We start from the raw sequence: 26,096 nt of genomic DNA, 5'->3' as shown, positions 1-26,096 counted from the left end.
AAGGAATCAACATGGCTGAAATGATGTATTGGGAAGGCTTGCGCCGCGCACATGATGAAGAAATGACGCGCGACCCACTCGTTATCTGTATGGGTGAAGACATCGGTGTTGCAGGCGGCACTTACAAAGCGACCAAAGATTTGTACGAAAAATTTGGCGAAAAACGCGTAATGGACACACCAATCTCCGAAGGTGGCTACACTGGTCTGGGTATTGGCGCTTCGTTCATTGGCATCCGTCCGATTATCGAAATCATGTCAGTCAACTTTGCCTGGCTGGCGATGGATCAAATGTTCAACTCTGCTGCTAAAGTGCGTTATATGTCGGGTGGTCAGTTGACCGCACCGTGCGTATTCCGCTCGGCAGGTGGCGCAGCTCATCAACTTGGTGCGCAGCACTCAGCCCGTATGGAAAAAGTATTTATGGGTGTAGCAGGTTTGCGCGTGGTTACACCATCCAACCCTAAACAAGCCTACGGTATGCTCAAATCTGCGGTACGCAGTGATGACCCTGTCTTCATTTACGAACACGAACTCATGTACAACATGAAAGGTGAAATACCTGATGAAGAGTATTTCCATCCTTTAGAAGGATCGGAAGTAACGCGTTCAGGTGCAGATGTAACATTATTTGGTTACAACATTTCCGTGCACTGGTGCTTGAAAGCGGCTGAGATTCTGGAAAAACAACACGGGATTTCTGCTGAAGTTGTAGATTTATACGCCCTTGCACCACTGGATCGCGCTGGTATTAAAAAATCCATCAGCAAAACCCACCGTGCCGTGATTGCTGAAGAAGATGAAGCACCTGTAGGCGTAGGCTCAGAAATCATCGCAATTATCAACGAAGAATGCTTCTTTGAACTCGATGCAGCACCTGTACGCGTGCACTCGGCTTTAGTACCACAACCTTACAACCACACACTGGAAAAAGCGGCCATTCCTGATCACCAAGACGTAGTCAACGCGGTGCTCAAGATGTTTGGCAAGGCTTAATACACTACTATTGTCGTAAATCCCCCCTGAACCGTGCTCGCGGCTCAGGGCTATGCGTTAAGGAATTCAGCATGTCTGCACATTACGTCATCACCATGCCACAACTTTCCGACACTATGACCGAAGGCGTCGTGGTTACTTGGGAAAAAAATATCGGTGATAAAGTCGAACGTGGCGATATTGTCGCTACCGTTGAAACCGATAAAGCCATTATGGATGTGGAAGTATTCAAAGCGGGTTATCTCGCTGGCCCACTTGCCGATGTAGGTGCAACCATTATTGTTGCAGGTGCAATGGGCTATATCACCGACACGCTCGGCGATATGAATATTGCTGTAAATGAAACCGTCACTGAAATCGCACCGACCGAAATGGTTCCGCACAATGCCGGCATTGCCATCGTTATGCCACAACTGTCTGACACCATGACTGAAGGCGTCGTCGTCACTTGGGAAAAACAGGTCGGTGACACTATCAAGCGTGGCGATATTGTGGCAACGGTTGAAACCGATAAAGCCATTATGGATGTCGAAGTATTTCAGGAAGGCTTTCTTTCAGGCCCAGTAGCAGGCGTAGGCAGCACGATAGTCGTAGGGCATCCTATGGCATTTATCGTTGCAGATGCCGCGTTAGTCAGCGACACCGAAGTCACTCTGTCTGCAGCACACAAAGTCGTTGAAGCACATCACCAAAAAGACAAATCTGTTATTACTGCTGCTACACCAGTTAATGCTTCAGCACCTAGTTTGAACCCAAGCGCAATCCCGGCTGCGCGTGTTGCTGGACAATATGCCAGCCCTTATGCACGCAAAGTTGCCGGTTCTATGGGCGTAGATTTAAGTAAAGTCCGTGGCTCGGGTCCACAAGGCGTCATCGTCGCTAACGACGTACTCTCAGCACGCCCAAGCATGAAAGATGTAGCACACTCATTGCCGCAGGTTGAAGTGCCGGGCAATGGTCGCAACATGACCGCGATGGAAAAAGCGGTATCGCATTCCATGACCGCATCACTTACGTTGCCTACATTTGACGTAACTTTCAATATCAAACCGGAAAAGCTGATTGCCGCTGCTAAAGCACGCAAAGTATCAGTAACAGTTGCTATTGCCAAAGCCTGCTCTATTGCCATGCTTAAGCATCCTACACTCAACAACTGCTATCAGCCTGTCGATAAAATAGTTGAACGCAGTAATCATGATTTTGGTATTGCTGTAGCTGCTGATGGCGGTGGTCTGGTCGTGCCGATATTACGTGGCATAGAACAAAAATCATTGGAAGACTTGCAAGCCGCCTGGACTGATTTAATGCCGCGCGCGCGCACACGTAAATTAGCGCCAGCAGAATATGCCAACCCAACTTTCACCATATCAAATATGGGCATGTTTGGTGTTACCCATTTCACCGCAATTCCAACGCCTGGCATCGCCGCGATTATGGCTATTGCAGCAACAGGTACTGATGGTATGCCAGTGAATATCACTGCAGACCACCGCGTTGTCAATGGTGCACACGTGGCGGCGTATTTAGCTGACCTCAAACAAATCATCGAACAGCCAGAAAGCTGGATGGATGTTGCACCAACTTCGCCGATTCCTGCCGGCGAATGGGACTTCCCTGTCATTGTTATTGGTGGTGGCCCTGGCGGTGAAGATTGCGCGCGTGACTTGATAGAACACGGGGTTAAAGTCGCCATGATCAACAATGCACCACTACCAGGTGGTGAGTGTCTGTGGCGTGGTTGCATCCCTTCCAAAGCCTGGCGCCATAGTGCCGATATTATTCGCGATCGTGCCCATGATGCTGATAAAGGTGTAAATGGCACCAACCAATCCAAGCTTGATTGGGCAACACTAGAAACTCATCGCAAAACCATATTACAAACCCGCGGTGAATTAGCGCTAAAAACCGATAAGGGTGTAAAAATCGATGTGCGCGAAGGCTATGCGTCATTCGTAGATAACCACACCCTGCACATCCAGCCACCACAAGGTGAAGCTTACACAATGAAATTTGGCGCAGCAGTTATCGCCACAGGCGCGCCACCTTTCGTACCGCCTATACCAGGGGCAATGGATGGTTTGACTTCAGGCGGCGTAATTACTTCTGACACTATCTGGAACTTGCCATCTCCACCGAAGAAAATGGCCATTATTGGTGGCGGTGTTATCGGCGTAGAAATGGCACAAATCTTCCGCGATTTTGGCACCGAAATTCTGATGTTGGAAGCCAAGGATCGTATATTGGCTGAAGTCGAAGAAGAAATCGCCAAGCAATTGACTGAGATACTCAAGCAAGAATTCACTGTTGTAACCAGCGCTAAAATCAGCCAAATCGCAGGTAAAGTTGGCGCTATGCAAGTCAGTTATGCAGACAGCGAAGGTAGTGCACAGGTATTTGATTGCGATTACGTGTTGATGGCAACAGGTAAACGCCCAGATACCAGCCGACTCAATCTCGCCAGCGCAGGTGTGCAATTAGATGGCGCCGCAATCAAAGCGGACAAACGTGGCCGGACTAGTGTGCCGCATATCTACGCGGTGGGTGATGTGGTAGGTGGCTACATGCTGGCTCACACCGCCGCAACGCAAGGACGCGTCGCAGCAAGCAACTTACTCGGTGAAGATCACGAATACAATCAGGATCTCGATTGCGGCGTGACTTTCAGTCGTCCACAAGCAGGTTTTGTTGGTCTGTCTACTGCTCAAGCTAAAGAACGTGGTGTTGATGCGGTCGAAGCAAAAATGCCTATGAGCATAGATGCAAAAGCAATGATTACTGGTGAAACACACGGCATGATTAAATTGGTGGCTGATAAAGCCACCCAAAAAATAATCGGCGTGCATTTCCTCACTGAGCATACCGATACCCTGATTGGTGAAGCCGTAATGATGGTGTCAGCAGGCATGACCTTAAAACAAGTCGCGCAAGCAATTCATCCTCACCCTACGCAAACCGAATTATTTGGTGAGTTAGCGCGACGGTTATTATCTCGTTTGCGTCGCACAGCAAAAAAATAAACAACGTTTACTTAAAATCGCCATCTCTGCATGGCGATTTTAAGTTTAACGATTACAATACCAGCATGTACTCTCTACTTCGTCCATTATTCTTTCAGCTAGATGCAGAAACCGCACACCATGCGGGTTTAAATGCGTTATCCATCGCACACAAGTTACATCTAACTTCACTACTTACCTCCGCCAAACAAGGAAAACCTGCTCAAGTCATGGGTCTTAGCTTCCCCAACCAGGTGGGTTTAGCTGCAGGTCTTGATAAAAATGGTGCATACATTGATGCACTCGCCGCACTCGGATTTGGCTCTATTGAGATAGGCACAGTCACCCCACGCCCTCAACCCGGTAATCCACAGCCACGTTTATTCAGACTTCCAGAAGCCAAAGCAATTATCAATCGCATGGGATTTAACAATAATGGGGTTGAACGACTCATTAATAATGTACAAAAGGCCCAATTCAAAGGCATACTGGGAATTAACATAGGTAAAAACTTTGATACGCCCATAGAGCGTGCAGCAGAAGACTATTTAACCTGCCTAAACGCAGTTTATCCTTATGCCAGCTATGTTACGGTGAACATTTCCTCCCCCAACACCAAAAACTTGCGTGACTTGCAATCAGCAGATGCATTATCAAATTTATTGAGTCAGCTCAAAGCACAACAGCTGCGTTTAAGTGATACGCATGGACGCTATGTGCCTATTGCACTGAAAATCGCACCCGATTTAGACGACGCCCAAATTAATGATATTGCACGACTATTAAAGCAACACCAATTCGATGGCGTGATAGCAACCAATACCACATTATCCCGCCGTGACGTAGGTAACCTGCCGCATGGCAATGAAGCTGGCGGATTATCAGGTGAGCCCGTGCGCATATCATCTACTCGCATCATCCAGAAACTAAGTTCACAACTCGCTGGTGAAATCCCCATCATTGGCGTTGGTGGTATTAGTGCAGGACAACACGCACTTGACAAAATCAACGCAGGTGCAAACTTAGTACAACTTTACACAGGCCTCATTTACCGCGGCCCACAGCTCATATCAGAATGTATCGATACGCTTGCTTCTGCCTGATTTATCTACTGAGCGCCACCAGTTATGCGGCGAATTTACCTAGCTTTACTAAAATTCGAGCGCAATATACCAGCAGCGTAGTCAATTTACTGGATAGAAATGGGATAGTATTAAATCAACAAATTATCTATCCACAAGAACAGCGATTGCCATGGGTAAGTCTTAATGAATTATCACCCACGCTACTCAAAGCACTATTAGTCTCTGAAGATCAACGATTCTATCAACACGAAGGCGTAGACTGGCGCGCGATAGCAGGCGCTGCTTGGGAAAACTTAATCCACAATACTCACCGTGGAGCATCAACACTGACTATGCAACTAGCTGGACTACTCGACCCGAGTCTTAGCCGCGCTACCGGTGGTAGAACTTATAGTCAAAAATGGCGACAAATTAAAGCTGCTCAACAATTAGAAAGGCACTGGAGCAAAGCTCAGATACTCGAAGCTTATCTCAATTTAGTCGATTTTCGCGCCAATATCATCGGCATACATGCTGCCAGCAATGCATTATTTGACACTTCAACTGCACACATCACCATAACTCAGGCCAGCATCTTGGCAGCACTCTTACGTGGACCTAACGCACAAGCTAACATAGTTGCTGAACGCGCCTGCGGTGTGGCACTTCAATTAACTCACAAACACGCAAGTTGTCTAAATATACAAAAAACCAGCCTCGCCAAACTCAGCACATCCCCCAAACTCAATCTACACCCACAACTAGCGCCAGAGGTAGCTCAACAATTACTCACCAACAGCCACGAAAACATGCAGTCTAGTTTAGATTACGATTTACAAGTTCAACTCACCCAGCAACTTGCACGTACACCACCCACAGCAGCGATAATATTGAATAACAAAACTGCTGAAATACTGGCTTACGTTAATACCGATAGCAGCATAAACCAGGTCATTACGCCACATGATAATGGTGTCACCCTTTTTCCCTACATTTACGCAACAGCACTCGGCCAAAAACAGCTGACAGCCGCAAGTTTATTCGATAACACACCATTAGCATTTAATACGGAGTTATCGAGTGCCTCATACAACCAAGTACTCCGTAACTGGGTCAGCGTACGCACTGCACTCGCAAATGCTTTAATTTTGCCTACACAGCAAATACTAAGCCAATTGGATCACACGAAATGGAACCAACAACTCCAGCTGCTCAAGCTTAACCCAAATACCAATACACTGCTTAACCTTGCTAATGCCTATCAAATGTTGGCAAACCATGGTTTGTATTATCCTGCCAGCTTTTATCCTGGAGGGATCAATTCCCCCATCCACGCTTATGCAGATACCACTACCAGCATTATTAATGACATACTGACTGTCAATCATGATGGAACGACATTTTTCACCTTGCTGAGTGACAATAACTGGGCAATAGGAGCAGACTCACACTACACCATTGCACTTTGGTCAGATAAATCTGACAATATTCGTAATTTATGGCAACAAATAGACGACAAGCTAACACTTAACACACCAAGTTATGCACCCAAGCTACCCAATAAGCTGATAAAACAATCCATACAATTTGAAGCTGATATCGAGCCGCCTCGTACGGAGTTATTTCTACCTAATACTGCCAGCAGTTTTATCACCCTACCCACCTCAATTACTACCTCTTTCACACCATAATCAGTCAGCAACACGTCAGCTAATATCAAATAAATTAGACCTTTAACGTTATATGGTTGAAAATCTATCGCTAGCGACGGATAATCCTGTATCTGCGCCACAACACCGAAATTATGGACTATCAAAGCTACATACTCATCTTAGTTGGCACCGTTTTCGTCAACAATATTGTGATGGCAAAAATACTAGGTTTATGCCCTTTTATGGGCGTTTCTAAAAGCCTGGAAACTGCTATTGGCATGGGCGCAGCCACGACCTTTGTTTTAACACTGGCATCCGGTTCCAGTTATTTAATAAATCATTATTTACTCGGTACAGAACTAGGCTATTTGCGTACGCTATCATTTATCGTCGTGATTGCAGGTATTGTTGGCTTTACAGAAATGTATATACGCAAATCCAGCCCTGTTTTATTCCGTGTACTCGGCATTTACTTACCACTGATTACCACTAATTGTGCGGTATTAGGCATCCCTTTACTCAACGTGCAGGCGAACCATAATTTTATTGAATCCTTATTTTTTGGTTTTGGTGGTGCCGTTGGATTTTCTATGGTTCTTATCTTGTTCGCGGGCATGCGTGAACGGATAGATGGCGCTGATGTGCCAACTATTTTTCGCGGAACCAGTATCGCCATGATTACGGCAGGCATTATGAGCATCGCCTTCATGGGTTTCGCTGGCATGGTGAAATAAATGATTGCTGCGTTATTAGTGATGGCGGGTCTCGCCATCGCACTAGGGGCGGCGTTAGGCTTCGCCGCGATCAAATATAAGGTAGAAGAAGACCCTATAGTTGAAAAAATAGATGCCATACTCCCGCAAACCCAATGTGGTCAATGCGGATTTCCTGGCTGCAAACCCTATGCTGAAGCCATTGCCAGCGGGCAAGCTGACATCAACCAATGCCCCCCTGGTGGAGATGAAGGTGCGCGTAAGTTAGCCGAATTAATGGGTGTGGAATTCAAGCCGCTCAATGCGGAATTTGGCGAACCCAAACCAAAATCAGTTGCAGTTATTGATGAAGCCATATGTATTGGCTGCACCCTATGCATACAAGCCTGTCCAGTCGATGCTATTTTAGGTGCAGCCAAACAAATGCACACTGTCATAGCCAAGGAGTGTACAGGTTGTGAATTGTGCATTGCACCGTGCCCAGTGGACTGCATAACCATGGAACCGATCAAAGAAACCGTCAGCACATGGAAATGGAAATATCCCATAGTCGAACTGAAAGCCGTGTCATGAGTCGCACCCTTTACCAATTTCATGGTGGCGTACATCCTGAAGAACATAAGCAAATTTCTACGCAACTTCCAATCGCAGTTGCGCCTGTCCCTGCACAACTTATCGTGCCTACCCGCCAACATATAGGGCATCCTTCCAAACCATGTGTCAGCGTAGGTGAGTATGTACGCAAAGGACAGATTATTGCACACGCTGACAGCTATATTTCTGTTGCGACACATGCACCTAGCTCAGGTACAGTCACCCAAATTGGCACACACGCCATGCCTCACCCATCAGGTCTGGTCGATACTGTAATCGTCATCCAAACTGACGGTAAAGATGAGTGGTGTGAACGTCAGCCTATTGATTATCGCAATTTGAACGCCAGTGCGTTACGCAATAGGCTCCGTGACATGGGTATAGCTGGATTAGGTGGTGCAGTTTTCCCTAGTTTTATCAAACTCAATCCTGGTGTGCCACAAAAGGTTCAAACCTTGCTACTCAATGGTGGTGAATGTGAGCCATGGATTAGTTGCGACGACATGACCATGCGGGAGCGCGCAAACGGCATCATGGCCGGAGCTGAGGTGATGCGTTTTATGCTGCGTGCTGAAAATGTGATTATTGGTATAGAAGATAATAAACCTGAAGCCATCGCAGCTATGCAACAAGCTGCTGCACAATGCACATTTCCTGTCGAAATCGCCGTCATTCCGACGCTGTACCCCAGTGGTGGGGCAAAGCAAATGATCAAAGTCATTACCGGGAAAGAAGTACCTTCAGGTGGTCGCTCTACCGATGTTGGCGTTGCCACCTTTAATGTCGGTACCGCATATGCCATACATCGCGCTATACATCATGGTGAACCGCTCATTTCACGCGTAGTTACATTAACAGGCAATATTCAGCAACCACGTAATTTTGATGTATTAATTGGCACACCCATGAATGAATTAGTTCAGCTTGGCCAAGGTCACCCAGAAAAAGTTACTGGGCATATCATGGGTGGCCCTATGATGGGAATAGAACTAGCTCGCATCGATGTACCCGTAGTTAAAGCAACAAACTGCGTTCTGGTTAAATCTGATAGTCTGTTCCCTCCTGCACCAGCAGCTATACCTTGCATACGTTGCACACGCTGTGCCGATGCCTGCCCCGCAGATTTACAACCGCAAGAGCTGTATTGGTTCGCACGTGCAAAAAATTTCGACAAAGCTCAAAAATACAACCTCTTTGATTGCATAGAATGTGGTTGCTGTAGTTATGTATGCCCTAGCCATATTCCACTGGTGCAATATTACCGCTACGCCAAAAGTGAAATTGCTGCCAACTTGGCAGAGCACAAGGCCGCAGACCATGCCCGTGACCGACATGAAACCCGATTAGCACGCATAGAGCGCGAAAAGCGTGAGCGTGCCGAGAAACTGGCGCAAAAAGCCGCGGCCAAGCCAGCCACAGAAACGGCGGCTGACGATCCTGCTGCTGCAGCAAAAAAGGCAGCGATTCAGGCCGCAATAGAGCGTGCGAAGGCTAATCAAGCAGCAACTCAACCTCCAAACGAGCCAACATGACATCATCACCCTATATCACGCAACCGACCAGCGTTTCCATTATCATGCTCAAGGTCATGCTGGCGCTCATTCCCGCCATCATTGCTTATGTTTGGTATTTTGGCCCAGCCATTTTAGTCAGCTTAACCTTAGCAAGCATCACCGCTTTAGTGTTGGAAACCGCCGCGCTCAAATTGCGCAGCCTGCCGGTTAAACCATACCTCATGGACGGTAGCGCACTTGTCACAGCCTGGCTACTAGCACTGTCTATTCCATCTATCGCGCCATGGTGGCTGATTGTAGTGGGATTATTTTTTGCGATTATTGTCGCTAAACACCTTTATGGTGGATTAGGTAATAATCTCTTCAATCCCGCGATGGTGGGCTATGCAATATTAATTATATCGTTCCCAGTACCCATGACGCATTGGGCAGCACCTTCCATATTAGCAGGACACCAACTAGGATTGATGGAGTCAGTACAATACATTTTTAACGGCACACTCTCCGACACCCTCGATGCCATTAGTACGGCTACGCCTCTCGATACACTACGTACACAATTGCATCTTAATCGTAGCGTAGGTGAAATCACTCACATGCCTATTTTTGGCACATTTGGTGGACAAGGCAGTGAAATGATCGCACTGTTCATTCTGCTAGGTGGCATCTACATGTGGCTGGCACGAATAATTACCTGGCATATTCCCGTTGCATTCATAGCAGGGTTAGCAACTATTTCAGGTATTTTTTATATTGTGGATGCCACACACTACGCATCACCCTGGTTCCATTTAGCAACTGGCGGTGCGATGTTGGGCGCTTTTTTTATCGCGACCGATCCCGTTTCAGGCGCGACCACACCCAAAGGAAAAATAATATTTGGAGCAGGCATAGGCATACTCACTTACCTGATACGCATAATGGGGGCATATCCTGATGGTGTTGCTTTTGCAGTTTTGCTCATGAATATAGCTGTCCCACTTATCGATAGTTACACGCAGCCAGCAGTATATGGGCACAAGGATAAACAATCATGACCACCATTGCACGCGCAGCCGCACGTGCGGCTGGAGTATTGTTAGTATTCAGCGTCACACTTACAGCGACACTTGCGTACACCTATTATCTTGCACAACCTAATATCAAAAGTAATGAACAAGATGTGAGGCGTAAGTTGGTAGCACAAACATTACCTGAAGCCAGCTTCAATAACGATCTATTAAGTAATCAGCTATCTCTATCACCTGATACCTTGTTAGGCACAGACAAACCTAGTCTTGCCTGGCAAGCACGCCTAAATAATGTACCAGTTGCTGTGGTACTAGAAGCAACTGCGCCAGATGGCTATAGCGGAAAAATAGAATTACTCATAGGCATCAATACTGATGGGAAACTAACTGGTGTACGCGTTGTCTCACACAAGGAAACCCCGGGCTTGGGAGACTATATCGAAACTGCTAAAAGCAAGTGGATATACAATTTTAATGGGAAATCAAACTCCCAGCCTGATGATAATGGCTGGAAAGTTAAAAAAGACGGAGGACAGTTTGATTACATGGCAGGGGCAACCATTACTCCACGTGCGGTCATTAAAGCTGTCCATCATGCTCTACAATATGTGAACAAACACCACGCAACATTATTTGCGAACCAACCAGGAGTAAAAGCATGAATCCTTATCGCGAGATTATGATTAACGGTTTATGGAAGCAGAATCCTGGTGTAGTTCAACTACTTGGCTTGTGTCCATTACTGGCTATCAGTAACAACATGGTGAACGCAATAGGTCTGGGATTGGCAACGACGATAGTAATGTCACTCAGTAATGGCGCAGTATCGTCCATACGTAATCATGTCTCAAATGAGATACGTATTCCTGTATTTATCCTGGTTATCGCATCATTAGTCACAGTGATAGACTTAGCAATGAATGCATTTATTCACCCTCTGTATTTAGTGCTGGGTATTTTTGTCCCACTGATTGTTACCAACTGCATCGTATTAGCTCGCACTGAGGCTTTTGCCGCAAAAAACCCAGTGTTACCTGCTATGTTAGATGGCCTAATGATGGGTATAGGGTTAACTGGTGTACTGACGCTACTCGGAGCTATACGAGAATTAATTGGTAAAGGGACATTATTGTCAGGAATAGATTTAGCATTCGGTGACTCAGCAAAAACATGGGTATTACACGTCATTCCCGATTATCATGGTTTTTTAATAGCTATATTACCGCCCGGCGCCTTCTTTGGACTAGGTTTACTAATTGCTTTACGTAACTGGTGGGATCAACGAGCAAAAACCCCTAAAACAAGCAATACAGCCACTGAATCAACAACATCAGCGGCACTAAATTACAACTAAATCAGAGACTACGACCAATATTTACTTAACACATTTGTCACTAGCGCTTTGAATTAACGCATAAAGGTAAGTACCAGCAATTACGCCAAGCAACACTGGAATAATTATTAACTTACCTTCTCCCAGCATGGCTGGTGCCGAACCTGGGCATGAGCCAGTTAATGCCCAACCCGACCCAAAGAGTAACGAACCCCACACCCAATTCTTAGGTGGTTTTTTAATGTCAAAGTGGATTTCGTCACCAGTCATTATGGCTCGAGCTTTTAACCGCTTCATCAAAAATATACCCACCATACCCACAACCACAGCCGAAGCTATGACTCGCGATAGCTGCATATTCTTAAACTGAAACAATTCCGCATAAAAATCAAAGGTCGTTGCACCTGCTAAACTCAGCAACATTCCAAATATCGTACCCAAAACCAAATAAATAAATTGATTCATAACATGACCATCCGCATCATAATTTGCATCATTACTATTCCACCGATAAAAAATAGCATGCCTGCAATAATACTTGATACATTCAGCATTGGGATACCAGTAATCACGTGACCACTGGTACAACCACCCGCAATCCGTGCACCAAATCCAAGGCCTAATCCACCTACGAATAAAACGATTACACGCAATAGCATATTCGTTGGCAATAACTCATCATATGCTTTTCCCATGTCAAAACTCACATGGTATTCACCAGGATGCGCGATCATAGCGGCTATAAAGCCGCCCAGAACAATACCAAGGATAAACCATAATCTCCAACTGTTACTGGTATAGTCCTTTTGCTGGAAAAAAGCCAACTTCGAAATATAGCTCAGCATGTTCCCATAAGCCCTGGAAACACCTAATTGTTTACCAGTAACCCAATAAAACAAGACCATTAAAAGCCCAATCCCTGCTCCTGCCAACCAAGCGGGCCAAATAATTACCTCTTGCATGAAACCACTCCTCATTTATTTTTTATTTAACGACCAGACCCTAATAATTAGGTTGCGGCACACCTTTCAAAGGCTGAATTTCCCTACTCATAGATATAGGTGGAGGCAAAGGTGATAGCAAATGCACCCGATTTATCTCTGGATCTACGGTATGGTCAGGAAGCATATGCAAATAATACGCCACAATATCCGTTGCATCTAAAATGCCACCATCCTTATCCTTTAAAACATTTACTTCCCAAGCTTTATGACGATTAATCATATTTGGATTATCCACATACCAATATCCACCCACGGTATAGAGCTTTTCCATATCCATAGGATCACTGCCACTAATCCGTATGTTAGAAACTCGGTTCCCATATGGTTTTTTAGGATCCAAATCATACGTCAATCCTGAAAATGCAATTTGCCAACCACCACCCCACCAGCCAACATAGGGTGACAATGATGAATCGGCACCACGCTCTAACATCCAATGGATATCATCACCAGATATCTTTCCACAAGCCACTTGTGGTCCAATTGGAATGTAGTGATAAATATCTTCCAGTTTGATGGGGCCAGGGGCTATATGTGTTCCATATCGAAACCCACGTATCATCCCTAAATCTGAGTCACAAGATGCCTTAAACGCATCCGCCAGAAAATCATGCGAAGATCCCTCTATCACCGCATTCATACTACTAGTACCAGCGAAATTTGATCGATGCAGTGGTATCTTGGTAAAACCTATTACAGTATCAATCGGAGTCCGTAATACAGCGCCGTTAATAGGATTAACATGTGTCACAAAACCAGCCTTTACAAAAGGCCTGCGTATCTCTTCGATTTTGGCAGCAATAACTGGATCTGGTTGATTATTTTTAGTTGTAATTCGGTGTTGTGTCCATTTATATCCAGTCATTTTTCCATTTTTAACGTGGACATTCAGCTCTCCTAGAACGGTGCCATCTTGACCTTCTTCAACCAATACTGTCCCAGTTTTAGCCACTAACTCCTTACGAGATTCTTCATGCATATCTGATGACAACACAATATCTATACCAGGTATGGTTTCAGCAATTTCCAAATTTGCACCCAAACCACGTTCTGAAATCAACACGATTAAATCAACTTTATGCTTCTCTCGTAAAAGTGGCACAGCTGCGGCCACTTCAAACTCACCAGGCGTCAGGGTAAAACCCTCCATCACCCGAGTACTAACAGCTTGTGGACCACGATCCGCAGTCAGTCCAATAATTGCGACCCTAATACCGTTAACATCTTTAATAAGGTAAGGCTTGAGCACACGCTGTCCAGCCTGTTTAACATATCGTGTTTCTGGAAAGCTATACAAAGTTGAGTAATACAAGTTAGCTGCAACGGGATGCCAGTTTGCAAGCGGCTTATCTCCTGCAAACAGCTCTCTAAAACGTTCAGTACCATACAGATAATCCCAGTTCCCCGGATTAAAGGCATCAATCTTGAACATATTCAAAACATCCACCATTGCCTGACCGCTCGTATACAGTGCCTCCGCTGAACCCTGAACTGTATCGCCACCATTCACCAACAATGAATTGGGATGTTCCTTACGAATTTTCTTAATTTCATCATAGACATACGCCAGACCACCCATCATCTGCCCTTGGTCTGGGTCGCCTTCCCGCATATTTGGTCGTGGAATCAAATGTCCATGCAAATCACCCATATGAATAAATGTAACATCACCATTACCCGCAGCATGGGTGATGACAGGCATCATTAATGCTGTCAGGCACAATCCAAATATTTTTGTTTTAATCTGTCTCAACATCATTATTTCCAATATACCCAAGCCTACTTAGCAGTCAATGCACCATTAAGGACGAACGTAAGACCAGCCCAACTTTTCCTTCTCCATAATTTCCACCACACCTGAAGGTACGTAACTCACATCACGTAACATATCAGATGGGCGAAGCTTGGCAGCACGCATGGAGTAATCACAGACTACGATGCGTATTCCATTGTATTTTTCCTGTTTCACACGCTCAGGTAATGGCTTAGGTGCATAATATTTAACAGTTTGTACACCCGGTCCAAACACCACAATTTCAATCTCCACATTTGGAGCACCATATTGCGCCTGTACAAACTTTGCTGCATTCAAAGCGGCATTTAAACGTTCAACACTATCTTCACTCACCTGAATAATTAAATGCTCTTTAACCTCTTCTGCGGCATGAACACCTAAACTTGCACCTGTCAAACATAACGCTAATACCCAAGATTTTATTTTCAACATGACAACATCCCCATCAATAATTAAATTAACTTTTCACGCGTAGCAGGCTTAATCAAACCCGTTTCAGCAATACTCTTCTTCGCACGTCCACTACAGAAAATGTTTTCTGCGCCCAAAGCAGCTTCCAACACTTTAACTACTTGTGGATCTTCCAATGCACCAGGTCTTACCCACAATGACATACGATATTTATTAGCCTGACGACGACGAGCTTCCTGCACCAAGACTTCTGCAGACGATATATCAATACTGGTTGCATGTTCAGCCATAACAATTAAGTTAGCTTGACGATGATCGTCTTTTGCCACATTTATGAGTGCACGCTCTATATTATGACTGGAGCCAAAGAATAAACTGCCTGAAATCGCAATTGCGGTCGTGTCATCTAACTCCATGCCAGCTGATAAGTAATACGCCTTTTCTCGTTCAAATACGAGTTCTAATGATGGTTTGGATACGTTTCGTAAATAACCAACAATAGACAAAAATATCCCCAGATAAACACCATCGTCTACACCACTACCCAACGTAGTAAATAACACCAACAAGAATACAACTCGGCCACCATCCTTAATAGCGAGTAAATGACGTATATCCTTGACTTTTACCAAGGCAGACCCGACCAGAAATAACACACCAGCCATTACTGATACAGGCAAGTAAGCAATCACGGGGGCTGCAACAAACACCAACAAAGCTAGGGCGAATGCCGAGATCAATCCTGCCAATGGCGTTTTAGCACCAGCTTCGATATTTGCAGCACTACGGTTAAATGATGCACAACTTGTAAAACAAGACAAAAAGCTTCCCAGTATATTAGAAAGACCTTGACCGATAACTTCCTGATTCATATCCAGCCCTTGCTGACCAGATTTAGCCGCCATAGATCGAGCAATCACAGAAGACTGCATCAAACCCAGCACAGCCATACCGATTGCGGCTGGATAGGCGAAATTAGCAAAAGGCCCGAAATCTTCAGGTGAAAAATCCGGTGATGAGAATGGCACAGCGGAAAATTTCATGAAACCAAGCATATCAATACGTGCCGTACCACTACCAACCAACATACCAATTACCCATGCTGCAATCATGCCAATAGCAACGGCCATAATGTAATGTGGCCATTTTGGACGGAATCGTTTAATTAACAGTCCAGAAATGACTGTAGTGGCTCCGACCATAACGGCATAATGATTAGCGCGTGGTATTGCCAAGAAAATTTGATATACAACCTGATCTAACGTCTCATTCAAATTCATGACCACGCCTAGGAAGTTACCTACCTGCTGGATCACAATGATGATGCCAACCCCTGTTACCAAGGCCACCATCACTGAATGTGAGAAATAATTGAATACCACCCCTAGTCTCAAAACACCAAATGCCAACTGCAACACACCCGCCATAAAGGTCAAGGTAATTGCATATTGTATGTAGTCTGGAGAGCCTATATTTGCAAATGGCGCGATAGTCATGGCAGTTAATACTGCCAAAGCTGTATTAGGTCCTGACAAAGAATGCCAAGATGATCCATATAATGCAGTAATAATAACTGGGAAAATCGCAGTATATAAACCATACTCAGGAGGCAACCCTGCCAGCGTTGCCAAAGCGATCGCTTGTGGCAGAATTAAAACACCAGCTGTAATACCTGCAATCGTATCATTCTTGACCGTAGCACGATCTAACAACGACCACCATGCCATAAATGGGAATACAGCATTACGCACACGCGTTGATTTGAAAAAACGGTTTACCATACTCAACCCTCAGTTACAGGCATAAAGATACTCATAAAAATCCCCTTACGAGGATCCCAAGGACGATCTTGCATAAAAATATGCACACAAACATCTAAAGCTTGATCATCGGTCAATGTGTAAGGTCTACCTAATGGCATATTAGCCTTCACAAAACCTGCACATGTTTTGACTTTATGCATGCCAGCACCCTTGTTATAACTATCTGGTCCTGCTAATGGTGGGAACATATAACCTGGGCGATTAGTAAATTTCTTACCCTCCAGATGTTCGCCATGGCAGCTAGCGCAATACTGCTTGTAGTGTATCGCTCCATTGAAAGGTGAAGGATCATCAGTCTTGTCGATTCGAGCGAATCCTCGACCCGCCATTATTGTTCCGACTGGAATTCCTGTCGAAAGCCACTGTGCGTAGGTTGTTAATGCTTCAATTTCGCGAGAATCAAGAGTAGGCGCCATGCCATTCATACTAAAACGAAAACAGCTCTGCAAGCGCTCTTGAAAACTGATGACTTGTCTGCTTTTATCTCTGTACATAGGATATAGCGGATAGGCAGCCCACAAAGGTGCAGCATTCGGTTTACGCCCCTCTTGTAAATGGCAGTTACTACAATTCATGCCATTTCCGACAAAGCGTTTCGCATAATGTTGTGTGTCGATGAAAATATTCCGACCAAGACGTACCTCATCAGCATACTTACTATCGTCCAGATCTTCAATTTTAGGTGGTACGAAATACTCACCTGATTTCACTACAGGCACAACAGTAAGTTCACTTGGCAATGTCATTTTCGGGCGCTGCATACTTGCCCGAACTTCGATACTATCTAACGTGGGTAAGTCATCACCAATATCATCTGCACTATGTGTATCAGCCGCGACCCAAGTACCATATGCCAAACCAGCAGCACCGCCCAATACCAATAAAAATTTATGTAATCGTGTCAATTTCATCTGCATGCTCACTTAATTACCACCTGTAGGCGGAGCGAAGATATTAAAGAACCAACCAAAACGAGGATCCCATGGCCTGTCTTGCAACCAGATATAAGTACAAATATCCCACGCTTCCATATCAGTCAAAGTCCACCCTTTACCTAGCGGCATATTTGCTTTAGAAAACTGTGCACAACTTTTAACCGTACTCATACCTGCACCATGATTAAAAGAATCACTTCCCCACAACGGCGGGAACATATAACCATCACGATGGCTAAATTTCTGACCCTTACCATCCCAACCATGGCAACTTGCACAATTTTCTTTGTATAGTTTTTCACCATTCACAGGGGTAGGATCTCGCGGCTTACCCAATCGTGCAAAACCTCGACCAGGCAATTCCTTGTTAAAAGGTGCACCAGTTGATAACCATTGCGCGTAAGACGTAATTGCCTTAATTTCTGGTGAATCCAATGTCGGCGCTATACCATTCATGCTATAGCGAAAACAATCCTGAACTCGCGCTTCAAAAGTCACCACATCACGTGTTTTGTTACGGAATGCTGGATACATAGGATAAGCGGCCCAAAGCGGTGCAGCATAGGCTTTACGCCCCTCTTGTAAATGGCAATTGCTACAATTCAAACCATTACCCACGTATCGTTTAGCATAATGCTGAGTATCTATAAAAATATTACGGCCTAACTTGACCATATCTCCAAATTTGCTAGTTGGGATATCTCCAACGTCAGGTGGCACAAAGTACTCACCAGGACTGATTGCAGGTATTTGGCGTATCGCTTTTTCACGCGTTAAACTCGTAGGAATATTTGCACGTGCATCATAATTAGTTGAATACACCTCTGTCTGAGACAGTGGCGTATCCGCCGCAAAACCAATATTACTCAACCCGAGCAATAACAAGATCACTAATCTTTTCATCTGCTTATTGACCTTTTACAATCAATGAACGATTTGCATAATACGCTGCAGCATTGATTTTATCTGCATCAGTTAATTGATCAGCAACCGCTTTCATCAACCCTAAATTATCATTGTCGCGCAGACCCTGCTGCCATTTATTGATTTGATTAACGATATAGATAGCTGGCTGACCGGCAAGCGGTGGAAAATCGGCACCAAAACCTTCACCATCTGGAGCATGACATGAAACACATGCTGGCAAACCATATTCCGCCTTACCCCTTAATGCCAAATCTTGACCACGTTCCAACACTTCATAATCTGCAGCAACAGGTTTGGCTGTATATGGCAAACTCGCAAAATAAAGCGCCAGATTATGTATATCTGTGTTACTTAGCTGTTTAGCAATTGGACTCATAATTGCGTCATGTCTGAGACCTGGACTAAATACGGTCAAATCAGAATAGAGCCGTGGCGTCTTACTGTAATCCTTGGAAACTGACTCAATCACCACGCCAGCGGGTGGCAGTTCTCTTGCCAGATCTTTCAACTGCTTCTCAATATAACCCACATTTAAACCGGCTAAGCGCGGATAACCCGCTGCTTCTATACCTTCACCATTTGCACCATGGCAAGCCACACAACCTGGTATACTGCCACGCCCCTTTTCAGCCAAAGTCTGTCCTGACGTTATTGCACCTTGATCCATTGACTTAGCTTTCCCACAACCAGTCAAAGTAACCATTGCAACACCCATTACCAACCAACCTAACTGTTTATACAGGGAGCTATATTTATTTACTGTTTGAATTTTCATATCTATCACTTAATAAATTAAATAATCTTAAAACCTATACCCGAAACCTATACAAGTATCATTCAACACCGGCACTTACACCTTTTAAGGGTTGTACAAAGGGATCAGCTGGCCACATTTTTGTTTGATGAACATCTTCGACATCATGTCGATTCTGTTTGCCAATCAATCCATTTTTTAACCCATAGACAAATAAGTCTGCTGCTGTCCATGGTTTAGATGTTTCTGGATTTATAAGCGACTCCACCGATTCAAACCCATCATAACTACATAACGTAGTATCAGCCTTAGTATCAAATGGTCGTGCACATCCCGTTACTGTCACTATCTGATCTGGCAACAATGCATGCGACTCATCCTTTAATTGCATATCCAAAACACGACTACCATTTGGGCGCGCCAAATCCAGTTTTATTTTCAAACCCGACCATCCATCTGCCCAACCGCCAGACTGCAAAGACATATCTGGAGAAAAAACACTAGTCAAATTGTATTCAATCACTTGTCGTAATTTCTCACCAGTAATCATTCCGGTTGCCACCATATAAGGCACAGGAAAATACCGGTAAACATCCTCAAGCGTAATCGCACCATCAGCGATGGTATTATCTTCAAGCGCGGCGCCTGCAACATAAACAGGACTATCGAACCGAAATCCAGGCGTTATTCCCACTTGAGTCTTGCCAACTCTACGCATCACATCTGCCATTGCATCATTAAATGTGCTTTCCAGAGCATTATGCCGATCCAATGGCACTGACGTATAACCAACCACAGTGTCGATTGATTGGGTTAATTTAATGCTGGCTGCCATGCTCGGTAGTTTGATATTTACATGGTCACCTAAGAATGGCGCACGCGCTGCAGTGACTAATTCCTTCATATGAGCATCTTCAGGTATCTTGGTAGTCACATCAAACAGATGCCAATCTCGACTCACAACTTTATTATTCTTAACAACAATATTCATGCGCCCCAAGTACGCACCATCTCCTCCAGCCTCAACGACTAACGCACCACTTTTTGTAGTAAGTGGTTTACGTACTACTTCATGTGTATGCGCAGAAAAAAACACATCCACTAAATTCGGGGATATGATATTTGCCAGCGAATAATCTTTTTGTATACCCAGTTCACTCATCACCACTACGATCTGCGCGCCTTGTGCACGCAAATCTGAAGCATGTTTAGTAATCAACTCAGCATATGTTTTAGTATCAAAATCAAGAAATTTCAAACCAAACGCCAGCATGGGATGCATACGCGGGACTATGTCAGAGGTGATTCCTACAAATCCAATTTTCACCCCATTAATCTCTTTTAGCATCGTAGGCGGCATTAAATAATCACCACGTCGAAAAAATGGCAAAGTGATTTTGAGATTAGCTGCCAATGTTGGATAGTTGACTCGCTGTATCGTACCGTCAGTAAATAAACCTTGTGATTTCAACGCTCCAAATCTACTACGGGTAACGATAGGACCATAAGCGTAATCCCAATTACCAACGACACCCACATCGACACCTAATGCATTAACTGGATCAATAATTGCGTTGCCATTAGTAAATAACGCCTCTACGCCCCCATGAAATGCATCTCCAATATTCATCAATACACTGTTTGGATATTGTTGCCGTAACTGTTTGATTAATGTCGCTAACCTCGCCATACCACCCCGCTGTTCAAGCTGGGATTTCTCGCCATACCTAACTAGTTCAGGATGCGTAGTCAGATGAGCATGCAAGTCATTTAAATGTATAAATGTGATCGTTTTTGTCGAGGCATCCTGCCCTGCTTCTACAGCAATTGCTGGCTGAGCAAGCAACACGACAGTTACTAAAGTAAGCAATCTCAATTTAAAACGACCCAACATGCTCACTTGCCTTGAATATAATTAATGTGAATCTTGAAGCGAATTAGCCTCAAATTCGGAAGCTGGAATACCCGTTCCAAACTGGAAGTTACTTGATGCCATCACAGTACTCTTACCATTAATGTGATTCACCATTTTGCCGATCTCAGCACGCCAGAATTTTCCCTTATAAAGTTTAAATCCTGACTGCGTTAAAGTTTTCAACAGCTCACCTTTACGCTCATAGTAATCAATTTTCACTGTACGCAACTCTTTAGTATCTATCCATGTAACTTGTCGTGTATAGCCAGAGTATTCATATGCTGGAACCCGTTCTACCACGTGGCACTGCCAATCCCCACACGACTCATCACGCAACCAGTTGTAAGTAAACTTTTCAACAACTGGCGCACTTAAGTCCTCATAAGAAAATTCACTACCCATAAATGGACCAGATTTATTGTTCGAGTTAAGTCGTTTCACCCGTTTCACAGCTGGCAAAAACAGCCATTGATCATCAGGCTTCAGACCATGACTAAAAGTCAACATTGCCGTGCCTTTTACATCAATAGGCTTATCGAATACCAACTTACTTTTATCACCCTCACCAGTGACAGGCACTTCTAAAGTCAAAGAATGCAAATAATTCACCGTTTCTTGACCCTGTGCATTTTTTAAAGTCATGACGATATCGTTTGAATAGTCTTTGAATCCACTATTCTTTGCATCTTGCTCTTTAGCTATCGCCAACCCTTTTTCTTGAGTAGTCTGAGCATGAACACTAAAAGGAATCACCAAAGCCAATATTGCGAGTAATTTATACATTTTTCATCCTTAAATATTAGATTTTTTCACCACGATCAACCAACAGTATTAGCCCTGGCAACATAAATGCTTCCGTCAGTGCAGCCACTGTAATCGTAATTGCCGTCACCAGTCCCATATCTGAATTCATTGCGAAATGGGATGATGCCAGTACTAGGAAGCCACAAACCAAGGTTAAAGTTGATATCCACATTGGAATTCCGGCCATATCAAATGCATAGCGCAATGCATCCTCTGGTGTCCTCTTCATTTCTCGCCTTGCACTCAAATATTTACTCAAGAAATGCATCGTATCGTCGACGACGATACCCAGTGAAATAATACCCACCATCGCCACACCCATATTGATTTGTCCTACGGTCATACCCCAAATACCATAGGCTATCAATGCGGGCGTAATATTAGGTACCATACTGACTATACCCAATTTGAATGAACGTATTGCCAGCATAATCAATACAGAAATTTGCATTATCTGTATGACTTCACCCTGCAACATGCTCTTGCCATTTTCCTGACCCACGTGGGCGAACATCAAACCCGCACCCGTACCACCAGTAGATTTAATGATGCCATCGCCATGATCTTTTAACCATTTATTTGCACGCTCTTCCAGAGCAATCATTTCAGTTGAATGAACTGCATGCAAAGTCGCGGTCAACTTAGTGGCTGAATTATCCAGATTAATCTGATTGGTCAGATCCAATCCGTAAGGTAATGACAATTCATAAGTTAATAAATATTGCGCTGCCAATTCACGAGATTCAGGTAATTTGTATTCTGCAGGATTATCCGCATGCATGTTTTTATTCAAACGTTTCATGATGTCCGTGAACGTATTTACATGCAACACTTCTGGTTGTTGACGTAACCAGACTGCAAACTCATCTGTCTTTTGAAGGAATTTTGGTTCATTAATACCACCCGGTTCATTTGCCTCAATGGAGAAATCCATTAAATACACACCGGTCAGATTTTTCAAAGTAAAGTCTGTAGATTGGCGAAATTGCGTCGACTCATCGAAATACTCATGAAACGAATCGTCAAACTTGTTGTTCATTACAAACGAACCAACAATGATAGTAAATAGCACGCTGCCAAAAAGCATTTTGTAGCGGTTACGTAAAAAGAACTCCTGATATATTTCCATCCATTTGACTTTACTATCCTCTTGCGAATTGATTTTACCTGCAGGCAAAATCAACATCAGAACAGGTATTAAAGTCATAGTTATGACAAATGCAATCATAATACCGACTGCGACCACATTACCTAATGTATTGAATGGCGGCACATCCGACATATTCATAGTCAGATACCCCAAAGCCGAAGTCACGTTAGTAAACAGCATCGGAGCAAAACTTGAACGTATACTTTCTTTCATTGCTTCAACACGGGACTCCCCATGCCGCAAACCATGACCATAATGCGACAGCAAGTGGACACCATCGGCAATAGCCATAATCAATATAGTCAGTGGCGCAGTTGCCACAGGTGCTGACAACACCACATCGTACCAACCTGCTATTCCCATTGCAGCTGCAATGGAGAGCATAATATTAAAAAATATCAGACCCACAGCTGGTGCACTACGTAGAGTCAACATCAACACCAACGCCAAGATCCCCATCATGTATGGCACTAAGTGACGCATGTCATTGCGGGTGGCTTCCAAGAACGCATTATTCATCATCACTGCACCATTGAGGTACAGCTTGACATCTGGATGTTTAAGTTCAAACTGGTCATGTAAGGAGTTAACAAATTTCACAACTTTTTCAATTTCTTGAACTTTATTTTTACCTGGCAATTGCAAAGTGATGTTAATACCCGTTACACGACCATCTTCTGCTACTAAGCGTTTCGCGAGCAAAGGATCATGAACTGCAATATTACGTATTCGCGCCAAATCTTCATCAGTAAGAGAATTTGGATTTGATACCAAATCGGCAACGTTCAGATTGTCACCATCCGCAACCGAATTTTGGTAGTTACTAACAGAGTCAACACGACTGGAATAAGGAGTTTTCCATGCCGCGTCAGTTAATTCAATCAGTGCTGATAAGTTTTTACGCGTAAAAACATTTTCATCTTTAGGTGCAAGCACCAAAAGCACATTATCACTTTTAGTGTAAATTTTCTGCATAGCGTCAAATGATTGCAATTGTGGATTATCGGGTTTGAAGAAAATACGATAATCACCACTCATAGTCAGTCGTTTCATACCCATTGCCGCAGCAACTATGAGCAACAACGTCCCAACTATAATCAACCAACGGTGTGCAACAACCCAATCAGCAAAACGTCTAGCAAACCAATTCACTTAAATCCCCTAACAGTTCGGTATTGTAATTATGCAAGGATGAATACAGGAAGCATCCACCCCACCAACATTCTTTATTTAAAAATACCGTGCTAATGTAGCTTGCAAATAGCTATCTTCACGATACGCATTCAACGGGTTACCTGAATCTACCGAGTTGAACCACTGCCCTTCAAACATCGCAGTCCAATGATCGTTCAAACGACGACTCATTTGCAGTCGAGTACTGCGAGTACTGTCGTTAGTATCAGTCAATACACCCAGTTTAATTTGAGTTGATTTCTCATCATTCAAATTCAAGCGCAAACCTGTAAACACGTCACTTTGATAAATCGCTTGTCCTTGCCCACGGCTATCATAGTTATATTCAAGGAAAGTATTAACATCATAATCCGTATTGAACACCCCATTAAAGGTGTACTCCACCCCAGTAACATAGGCATAATAATGCGCAAAATCAGTCGTCTTATGCAGCGCTTCCAGCTTACCTATCCAGTTACCCACCAATGTCGTAACATCAATACTGGTCTGCTCCATCTGATCATAACTAATATACAAACCCGCAGGGTTTGCAGCAGTTGCATATTGAGTAGCCTGAGCAACCCTTGGATCCCGATTGGTTCCAACAAACTGAGAAATACCAACGTCTGTACTACCAAATGATTTGGACCAGCGTAATGCAAAATCAACATGGTTTTGTTTATCACTTGATTGGTAAGCAACTGGCAATGTATCAAGAGAAACCAAAGGGCGTAAACGACCATCAACACCTGAGAAAGTCCGCTCACGGAAATAGGGCAAAACAAACGCATCCAGCACGCCCCAGCTACGCTCTATCGTAGCCCGCACCATAGGCTGACCCAGCTTACTTTCGTTGTTAATATTCTCCACTGAGTCAGTCTGATTAATTACATCAACCAGATGCTGTGACTCAGCCGCTCCCCAGAAAACCTTATCAATACCGACACGCAATTCCCAAGGATTATTTTCAGTACCTCTCTTAGATTTCCATACCATTTCACGAATATCCGCATGGGTACGAACATCATCCATGTTGTCCCAGCGGAAAAAAGGTTTAAAAGAAAATGAATTAGTCTTATTATCCCAATCATTATAATAGCTAGGCTGTATCACGACAGATGGCTCGTTATTACCCTGCATACCGGCAGATGTAGCAGCTAAGGTTGCATTGGCAGCAACAGCTTGCGGTATATTGGCGATCTGAGCTGGAGTAAACCCCGCATTCAACAAAAACAGATAGAAACTAGTTGCCAAATTCAACTGACCATTCGACGCAGTCGGTGCTTCAGCAGCGGGTTTACGGAAATACCGATAATCCAGATCCACTTCAGTTGTCCACTCGCCTGCGCAAGCAATACCCACACCCATCATTTCAACAGACAACACAACTAGCGCTGCAACCTTAGTCAACTTATAGTTCATTACCATCCCAATCAAATCATGCTGTGAATTATTACGCGCTAAAGTTAAGCAATATTCACGCCACCCAATATTAAAGTCACCACTTAATAAATACGTTACACTTTAAGCGGAT

General features: G+C 44.1%; 22 protein-coding genes. 10 read left to right on the top strand and 12 right to left on the bottom strand.

Translation table 11 applies throughout. The features are described 5' to 3' along the window. Positions 1 to 11 precede the first annotated feature (11 nt). The 10 genes from SFSGTM_RS05040 (at position 12) to SFSGTM_RS04995 (ending at position 11,892) form a co-directional block, all read left to right on the top strand. Positions 12 to 995, top strand: a complete 984-nt coding sequence (locus tag SFSGTM_RS05040; RefSeq protein WP_162084227.1) for an alpha-ketoacid dehydrogenase subunit beta — start codon at positions 12 to 14, stop codon at positions 993 to 995. A 71-nt stretch (positions 996 to 1,066) separates the two neighbouring features. Continuing rightward, on the top strand, positions 1,067 to 4,012 hold the full coding sequence (locus tag SFSGTM_RS05035) for an FAD-dependent oxidoreductase (protein WP_162084226.1): 2,946 nt from the start codon (positions 1,067 to 1,069) through the stop codon (positions 4,010 to 4,012). A gap of 65 nt (positions 4,013 to 4,077) precedes the next feature. Continuing rightward, positions 4,078 to 5,094: a quinone-dependent dihydroorotate dehydrogenase gene (locus tag SFSGTM_RS05030; protein ID WP_162084225.1), complete on the top strand. Its 1,017-nt coding sequence runs from the start codon at positions 4,078 to 4,080 to the stop codon at positions 5,092 to 5,094. After that, on the top strand, positions 5,067 to 6,746 hold the full coding sequence (locus SFSGTM_RS05025) for a transglycosylase domain-containing protein (protein ID WP_162084224.1): 1,680 nt from the start codon (positions 5,067 to 5,069) through the stop codon (positions 6,744 to 6,746). The genes SFSGTM_RS05030 and SFSGTM_RS05025 overlap by 28 nt, the downstream gene beginning before the upstream one ends. A gap of 113 nt (positions 6,747 to 6,859) precedes the next feature. Then, on the top strand, positions 6,860 to 7,441 hold the full coding sequence (gene rsxA / locus SFSGTM_RS05020; protein ID WP_162084223.1) for an electron transport complex subunit RsxA: 582 nt from the start codon (positions 6,860 to 6,862) through the stop codon (positions 7,439 to 7,441). After that, positions 7,442 to 7,993 (top strand): electron transport complex subunit RsxB, encoded by a 552-nt coding sequence (rsxB, locus tag SFSGTM_RS05015; RefSeq protein ID WP_162084222.1) that lies wholly within the window; start codon positions 7,442 to 7,444, stop codon positions 7,991 to 7,993. After that, positions 7,990 to 9,546: an electron transport complex subunit RsxC gene (rsxC, locus tag SFSGTM_RS05010; RefSeq protein ID WP_162084221.1), complete on the top strand. Its 1,557-nt coding sequence runs from the start codon at positions 7,990 to 7,992 to the stop codon at positions 9,544 to 9,546. Before rsxB ends, rsxC begins: the two co-directional genes overlap by 4 nt. Continuing rightward, positions 9,543 to 10,565, top strand: coding sequence for an electron transport complex subunit RsxD (gene rsxD, locus SFSGTM_RS05005; protein ID WP_162084220.1), 1,023 nt, complete (start codon positions 9,543 to 9,545; stop codon positions 10,563 to 10,565). Before rsxC ends, rsxD begins: the two co-directional genes overlap by 4 nt. Continuing rightward, positions 10,562 to 11,200, top strand: coding sequence for an electron transport complex subunit RsxG (rsxG, locus tag SFSGTM_RS05000; RefSeq protein WP_162084219.1), 639 nt, complete (start codon positions 10,562 to 10,564; stop codon positions 11,198 to 11,200). Before rsxD ends, rsxG begins: the two co-directional genes overlap by 4 nt. Continuing rightward, a complete protein-coding gene (locus SFSGTM_RS04995; RefSeq protein WP_162084218.1) occupies positions 11,197 to 11,892 on the top strand; it encodes an electron transport complex subunit E in 696 nt (231 codons plus the stop codon). The genes rsxG and SFSGTM_RS04995 overlap by 4 nt, the downstream gene beginning before the upstream one ends. 21 nt (positions 11,893 to 11,913) lie before the next feature. On the opposite strand, the gene SFSGTM_RS04990 is transcribed toward SFSGTM_RS04995, so the two are convergent. The 12 genes from SFSGTM_RS04990 to SFSGTM_RS04935 all read right to left on the bottom strand — a co-directional run bounded on the left by SFSGTM_RS04990 (position 11,914) and on the right by SFSGTM_RS04935 (position 25,984). Then, positions 11,914 to 12,336, bottom strand: a complete 423-nt coding sequence (locus tag SFSGTM_RS04990) for a DUF6691 family protein (RefSeq protein WP_162084217.1) — start codon at positions 12,334 to 12,336, stop codon at positions 11,914 to 11,916. Next, entirely contained in the window at positions 12,333 to 12,833 is a 501-nt protein-coding gene (locus SFSGTM_RS04985) for a YeeE/YedE family protein (RefSeq protein WP_162084216.1), read from the bottom strand. The genes SFSGTM_RS04990 and SFSGTM_RS04985 overlap by 4 nt, the downstream gene beginning before the upstream one ends. Before the next feature lie 40 nt (positions 12,834 to 12,873). After that, entirely contained in the window at positions 12,874 to 14,634 is a 1,761-nt protein-coding gene (locus tag SFSGTM_RS04980; RefSeq protein ID WP_162084215.1) for a bifunctional metallophosphatase/5'-nucleotidase, read from the bottom strand. Positions 14,635 to 14,676: 42 nt separating this feature from the next. Next, complete coding sequence (locus tag SFSGTM_RS04975; RefSeq protein ID WP_162084214.1) at positions 14,677 to 15,102, bottom strand: DsrE family protein; 426 nt, start codon at positions 15,100 to 15,102, stop codon at positions 14,677 to 14,679. Between the two features lie 20 nt (positions 15,103 to 15,122). Then, positions 15,123 to 16,862 carry a SulP family inorganic anion transporter gene (locus SFSGTM_RS04970; protein ID WP_162084213.1) on the bottom strand — a complete coding sequence of 580 codons (1,740 nt, stop codon included), beginning with the start codon at positions 16,860 to 16,862 and terminating at the stop codon, positions 15,123 to 15,125. Between the two features lie 2 nt (positions 16,863 to 16,864). Beyond that, positions 16,865 to 17,821, bottom strand: a complete 957-nt coding sequence (locus SFSGTM_RS04965) for a c-type cytochrome (protein ID WP_232526081.1) — start codon at positions 17,819 to 17,821, stop codon at positions 16,865 to 16,867. Positions 17,822 to 17,827: 6 nt separating this feature from the next. Further along, a complete protein-coding gene (locus SFSGTM_RS04960; protein ID WP_162084212.1) occupies positions 17,828 to 18,742 on the bottom strand; it encodes a c-type cytochrome in 915 nt (304 codons plus the stop codon). A gap of 4 nt (positions 18,743 to 18,746) precedes the next feature. Next, complete coding sequence (locus SFSGTM_RS04955) at positions 18,747 to 19,541, bottom strand: c-type cytochrome (protein WP_162084211.1); 795 nt, start codon at positions 19,539 to 19,541, stop codon at positions 18,747 to 18,749. A gap of 58 nt (positions 19,542 to 19,599) precedes the next feature. Then, on the bottom strand, positions 19,600 to 21,414 hold the full coding sequence (locus tag SFSGTM_RS04950) for a bifunctional metallophosphatase/5'-nucleotidase (RefSeq protein ID WP_162084210.1): 1,815 nt from the start codon (positions 21,412 to 21,414) through the stop codon (positions 19,600 to 19,602). A gap of 21 nt (positions 21,415 to 21,435) precedes the next feature. After that, complete coding sequence (locus SFSGTM_RS04945; RefSeq protein WP_162084209.1) at positions 21,436 to 22,218, bottom strand: outer membrane lipoprotein-sorting protein; 783 nt, start codon at positions 22,216 to 22,218, stop codon at positions 21,436 to 21,438. A 16-nt stretch (positions 22,219 to 22,234) separates the two neighbouring features. Next, on the bottom strand, positions 22,235 to 24,541 hold the full coding sequence (locus SFSGTM_RS04940) for an efflux RND transporter permease subunit (RefSeq protein ID WP_162084208.1): 2,307 nt from the start codon (positions 24,539 to 24,541) through the stop codon (positions 22,235 to 22,237). Positions 24,542 to 24,619: 78 nt separating this feature from the next. Continuing rightward, the gene (locus tag SFSGTM_RS04935) at positions 24,620 to 25,984 is read right to left on the bottom strand and encodes a hypothetical protein (protein WP_162084207.1); all 1,365 of its coding nucleotides are present in this window, start codon (positions 25,982 to 25,984) and stop codon (positions 24,620 to 24,622) included. Between the last annotated feature and the right edge of the window lie 112 nt (positions 25,985 to 26,096).

Origin of the sequence: Sulfuriferula nivalis (assembly GCF_009937995.1) — a bacterium.
GTDB classification, from domain to species: domain Bacteria; phylum Pseudomonadota; class Gammaproteobacteria; order Burkholderiales; family Sulfuriferulaceae; genus Sulfuriferula; species Sulfuriferula nivalis.
Note: the sequence above shows the minus strand (reverse complement) of the source record. Positions and strands in the feature narration are given on the sequence as shown.